We start from the raw sequence: 4,700 nt of genomic DNA on the forward strand, positions 1-4,700 counted from the left end.
CCGGGCCTCCTGTCCGTCCGGGGCCGCTGCGCGGCCGCTGCGGCCGCTACGCGACCGGTTCGACGAGGTGCGGTCCGTCGTTGCGCACGTTGTTCACCGTGCGGGCCACCTCGTACTGCTCGAGCCCGGCCGCCACGGTGAGCGACTCGGCGTCGAGCAGCGACAGCAGGTCACCGGCGGGCCGGTCCCCGTCGAGCCAGGTGTCGTAGCCGTCCGGCGTCAGGAACGCGGGCATCCGGTCGTGCACCTCGCCGGGTGCGACGTGTGCGTCGCGGGTGATGATCGCGAGCGACAGCCGCCACTTGTCGGGATCGCCCTCGGGCTTCGTCGGGTCCGGCCAGGCGCTCACGACGCCGGCCATCGCCAGGGCGCCACCGGGCTCGTGCACGAAGTGCGGTTCCTTGCCGTCCTCGCGCACCACCCACTCGTAGTAGCCCTGCGCGGGGACGATGCAGCGGTTCGACGCGAACGCCCGCCGGAACATGCCGCTCGTCGCCACGGTCTCGATCCGGGCGTTGATCGGCTTCGGCCGCTGCGTCCGGAAGTCCTTCGCCCAGCTCGGTACGAACCCCCAGCTGATCCGGGGGAGCTCCCGCTCGCCGTGACGCTGCCGCACCGCGTACACGGGGTCGGTCGGAGCGACGTTCCAGCTCGGAGTGAGGCCGGCGTGCACCTCGCCGGTGTCCTCGTCGACGTGCTCGGTGCGGTCGGCGAGCTCGCCGATCAGCTCGGGCAACAGATCGGCCGTGGTGTCGGAGACGACGAACCTTCCACACATGCCGTCCAGTGTGCCCCTCGGAGCGGGTGCGGTCCGGGTGCTCGTGCTCCTGCTCAGTGAGCGGTCTGCGCCTCGGGTGGTTCGGCGGGGTCGGAGGGCTCGGCGGCCTCGGCGGCGCGGCGGGCGCGTTCGGAACGCCCGAGACGCACGAGCGCTTCGGGGACCTGCCCGACCCAGACCGCGGCCCAGGCCAGGTACCACCACCGGAGTTGACCGAGCGCGACGAGCGCACCGACCGCGGCGACCACCGACAGGACGGCCGGGGCCGCGCGGCGCAGCGTGCCGATCAGGCTCCGGCGCAGCAGGACGGTGTCGGTGCGGACGACCTCGCGGTCCTCGGGCCGGACGGGGCGCGGCCGTCGCAGCAGGTACGGTTCCACCGCCGCCCGCACCGCGGCGCGCTCCGTCGGCCACACCTGGCGGCCGTTGATCGTCGACGACGGGTCCGGCGGGCGCCTCGTCGGCAGACAGGCGAACACGATCAGCCCGACGCCGACCGCCAGCAGGGCGACGCCGGCCGTGCTGCTGGCCGGACCGGTCCCCGTCCAGCCGAGTCGTACCTGCAGCACCGTCATCACGGCCGCGGCGACCACCGCGGTGCCGGCCGACCACAGGCCCGCCCGGCGGACGCGGCGGCGGTCCAGCACGTCGAAGGCATGCCGGCGGAACACCTGCCACCCGAGCGCGAGCACGGTCACTCCCCGGGCAGCGCGAGCTTGCTGCCGCTCGGCGTACCGGGTCGGCCGCGGGCCGGCGGGGGCGGTGGGACGGGCGGCAGGGCCTCGGCCTCGACGCGCAGCTGCTCCTGCCGGCCGAGCAGGCGGACGCCGCCGATCGCCGGGTACGACGACAGCACGGGTATCAGGAAGTACACCGGGATGAACCCGGTGAAGGTGTCGCCCGCCGAGAGCGTGAACACGTTGAGCAGCACGGTCCCGAGCAACCCGACGCCCCAGCCGGCGAGCAACAGGTTGCCGCGGAAGACCACACGCACGATCATGTCGCGGGTCTCGGGCATGCCCTGCAGCACGGCGTCGCGGTGCTCCGGGGCGACCGGGGGTGGGTTCCTGCGGTGGTAGCGGGCGATCGCCTCCTGCGTGCGCCAACCGATCCGCGGCACCGGCGGCAGTTCCCACCCCTTCGGGCCGATGGGCACCAGCCCTGCTCCGAAGCAGCCGAGCGCCACGGCGAGCAGCAGGGCGACGACGATGCCGGCGACGGGCGGCAGGTCCTCGCCGACGTCGGTCAGCAGGCCGAGCAGGAGCAGGCCGACGAACGCGACCGCACCGACGACGACGCCGACGAGCCGGACCCGGCGACGCATGCGGTCGTCGACGAGCACCGGGAGGCGCTCCCGGTACACCTGCCTGCCGATGGTGAACACACGTCATGTCTAATGGACCGGCCTGGTCGACGCCCTGCTCCCGTCCGGGTACCGCGCCCTGCTCCCGTCCGGGTACCGCGCCCTGCTCCCGTTCGGGTACCGTGCGGACGTGATCACGGACGCGACCCGGTGCCCCTGCCTGAGCGGCAACCCCTACGGCGAGTGCTGCGGGCCCCTGCACACCGGCGCCGCGGCCCCCACGGCCGAACGGCTCATGCGCTCCCGGTTCAGCGCGTTCGCCCTCGGGCTGCCGGAGTACCTGCTGCGCACCTGGCACCCGCGCACACGACCGAGCGACCTCGAGCTCGACCCGCAGCAGCGATGGACCCGGCTCGACGTCCTGTCGACGAGTGCGGGAGGCCCGTTCGACACGACCGGCACCGTCGCGTTCCGCGCGTGGTGGCGGAGCGACGACGACCGCGGCACGCTCGAGGAGACGAGCACGTTCGTGCGCGAACACGGGCGCTGGTCCTACGTCGACGGGGTGGTCGGCTGACCTCGTCCCCTGCTCGGTCCGGTCAGCTGATCGTGGCGGGGAGCCCGACGGCGGTGCGCATCGCACGGCGGACCGTGGCCTCGTCCGGCAGCAGCTCGTCCTCGTCGCCGGTCAGGAAGAAGCGGATCTGGCCGACGGCCTGCTCGGCGAGCATGTCGAGGCCGTTGAGCACCCGCCCGCCCGCCGCCGACCAGCGGGTCGACGCCGCGGTCGGCCAGGGTTCGTAGGCGACGTCGAACAGCACGGCGTCCGGACCCGACGGCACGAGGTCGAGCTCGTCCGCCGCTCCGCCGGGCAGGGTCGAGACGACGAAGCCGTGCCGGGTGCCGGCCAGGTCGTCGAGGGGCAGGACCTCGAGCGAGACGCCGAGCCGCACGGCCAGGTCGACGAGCGGGCCGGCCTTCGCGGTGTCGCGCAGGAACACCCGCACGAGCTCGGCCCCGAGCCGGACCGCGGCCGTCAGGGCGCTCGTCGCGGTCGCACCGCCGCCGAGGACCGTCGCCTCGCCGGGCAGGTGGCCGAGCGCCTCGACCGGGCGCACGAGTCCCTGCACGTCGGTGTTCGCCCCGCAGCGAAGCACCGTGTCGCCGACCGTCCGGAACGCGACCGTGTTCGCCACGCCGAGCTCGTCGACGAGCGGGGTCGTCCGGTCGAGCAGCGGCAGGACCTCGCGCTTGAGTGGCATCGTGAGGCTCAGTCCGCGCCACTCCGGACCCAGCCCCGCGACGAATGCGTCGAGCCCACCGGAGGCGACCTCGTGCCTCCCGTACGTCCAGGACAGGCCGAGTGCGTCGTAGGCCGCAGCGTGCAACGTGGGCGAGAGCGAGTGTGCGATGGGGGAGCCGAGCACCGCGAGGTGCGTGCGGCCGGGATCAGTGGGCGCCACGTGCTCGAGGGTACTCGGTGGTGCTGTTTAGGTTAGGCTACCCTTCGTGAATCGTTCTCCCCTCCGCTTCCGACGCGTGCTCGCCGCGGCCGGCGCCGTCGTCGCCGCGTCCCTCGTCCTCGCCGGGTGCGCCTCCGGCTCCGACTCGTCGACGGACACCTCGTCGTCGGGCTCGTCCGACGCGGCCTTCCCCGTGTCCATCACCACCGCCCTCGGGACGACGACCATCGAGTCGCAGCCGAAGCGTGTCGTCGCGCTCGGCTGGGGTGACGCCGAGACGGCGCTCGAGCTCGGCGTGCAGCCCGTCGGTGCGAGCGACTGGCTCGCGTTCGGCGGCGACGGCGTCGGCCCGTGGCTCAAGGGTGCGTACACGAAGTCGCCGAAGATCATCCAGACGCTCGAGCCGAGCTACGAGGACATCCTCAAGCTCGACCCGGACCTGATCCTCGACGTGAAGTCGTCGGGCGACAAGGACCGCTACGACAAGCTGTCCGCCATCGCGCCGACCGTGGCGATCCCGAAGGGTGGCGAGAACTACCTGACGACGACCGAGCAGCAGACCACGATGATCGCGAAGGCGCTCGGCAAGGAGTCCGAGGGCAAGAAGCTGCTCACCGGTCTCGACGACGCGTACGCAGCCGCCCGCAAGGCGCACCCGGACTTCGAGGGCAAGACCGCCGTCGTCGGCGCCTACACGTCCGAGGGCTTCGGTGCCTACGCCTCGGCCGACAGCCGCTCGCAGTTCATGGAGAACCTCGGCTTCACGATCCCGTCGGCGATCGACGATGAGGCCGGCAAGGCCTTCTCGGTCTCGCTGTCCGACGAGAACCTCGACCTGCTCGACGCCGACCTCACGCTGATCCTGCCGATCTACGTCGACGCGTCGAAGGCGGAGTCCGACAAGCTCTTCCAGAAGGTGCCGTCGGTCGAGGCCGGCCACTCGATCGTCTTCGACGACGCGGACGTGTCCTCGGCGTTCTCGATGGGCACCACGGCCGCGATCGAGTGGGCGCTCGACAAGCTGCCCGCCCAGTTCGAGGAGAAGCTCGGCTAGGACGAGCTCGCCTGCGACGAGCCTGCCTGCTCCGAGCCTGCCTGCTCCGAGCCTGCTTGCTCCGAGCCTGCCTGCTCCGACGACGAACGCGCACGGCCGACC

The 4,700-nt window shown here is 72.7% G+C and carries 6 protein-coding genes; 2 read left to right on the forward strand and 4 right to left on the reverse strand.

Annotation, left to right across the window (positions count from 1 at the left end; translation table 11 throughout):
• Positions 1 to 46: 46 nt before the first annotated feature.
• Genes BIU97_RS01565 through BIU97_RS01575 form a run of 3 tightly spaced genes read right to left on the reverse strand, consistent with a single transcriptional unit; the run spans position 47 to position 2,162 of the window.
• Positions 47 to 778, reverse strand: a complete 732-nt coding sequence (locus BIU97_RS01565) for an SOS response-associated peptidase (protein ID WP_071296887.1) — start codon at positions 776 to 778, stop codon at positions 47 to 49.
• Between the two features lie 53 nt (positions 779 to 831).
• On the reverse strand, positions 832 to 1,470 hold the full coding sequence (locus BIU97_RS01570) for a hypothetical protein (RefSeq protein WP_139195845.1): 639 nt from the start codon (positions 1,468 to 1,470) through the stop codon (positions 832 to 834).
• Between the two features lie 2 nt (positions 1,471 to 1,472).
• Positions 1,473 to 2,162 carry a hypothetical protein gene (locus BIU97_RS01575; protein ID WP_071256815.1) on the reverse strand — a complete coding sequence of 230 codons (690 nt, stop codon included), beginning with the start codon at positions 2,160 to 2,162 and terminating at the stop codon, positions 1,473 to 1,475.
• Positions 2,163 to 2,271: 109 nt separating this feature from the next.
• On the opposite strand from BIU97_RS01575, the gene BIU97_RS01580 reads away from it, so the two are divergent.
• On the forward strand, positions 2,272 to 2,658 hold the full coding sequence (locus BIU97_RS01580; RefSeq protein WP_071256814.1) for a YchJ family protein: 387 nt from the start codon (positions 2,272 to 2,274) through the stop codon (positions 2,656 to 2,658).
• A 22-nt stretch (positions 2,659 to 2,680) separates the two neighbouring features.
• Here BIU97_RS01580 and BIU97_RS01585 read toward each other — a convergent pair whose 3' ends face one another.
• Complete coding sequence (locus BIU97_RS01585) at positions 2,681 to 3,544, reverse strand: shikimate dehydrogenase family protein (RefSeq protein ID WP_071256810.1); 864 nt, start codon at positions 3,542 to 3,544, stop codon at positions 2,681 to 2,683.
• A gap of 46 nt (positions 3,545 to 3,590) precedes the next feature.
• Here BIU97_RS01585 and BIU97_RS01590 point away from each other — a divergent pair, with 46 nt between their 5' ends.
• Positions 3,591 to 4,598 (forward strand): iron-siderophore ABC transporter substrate-binding protein, encoded by a 1,008-nt coding sequence (locus BIU97_RS01590; protein ID WP_071256808.1) that lies wholly within the window; start codon positions 3,591 to 3,593, stop codon positions 4,596 to 4,598.
• Positions 4,599 to 4,700 lie beyond the last annotated feature (102 nt).

Origin of the sequence: Curtobacterium sp. MCBA15_009 (assembly GCF_001864895.1) — a bacterium.
Lineage (GTDB): Bacteria > Actinomycetota > Actinomycetes > Actinomycetales > Microbacteriaceae > Curtobacterium.

What these genes read in the sequence shown, in the direction of transcription:
- BIU97_RS01565 (WP_071296887.1), bottom strand. Translation starts at nt 778, where the DNA reads ATGTGTGGAAGGTTCGTCGTCTCCGACACCACGGCCGATCTGTTGCCC.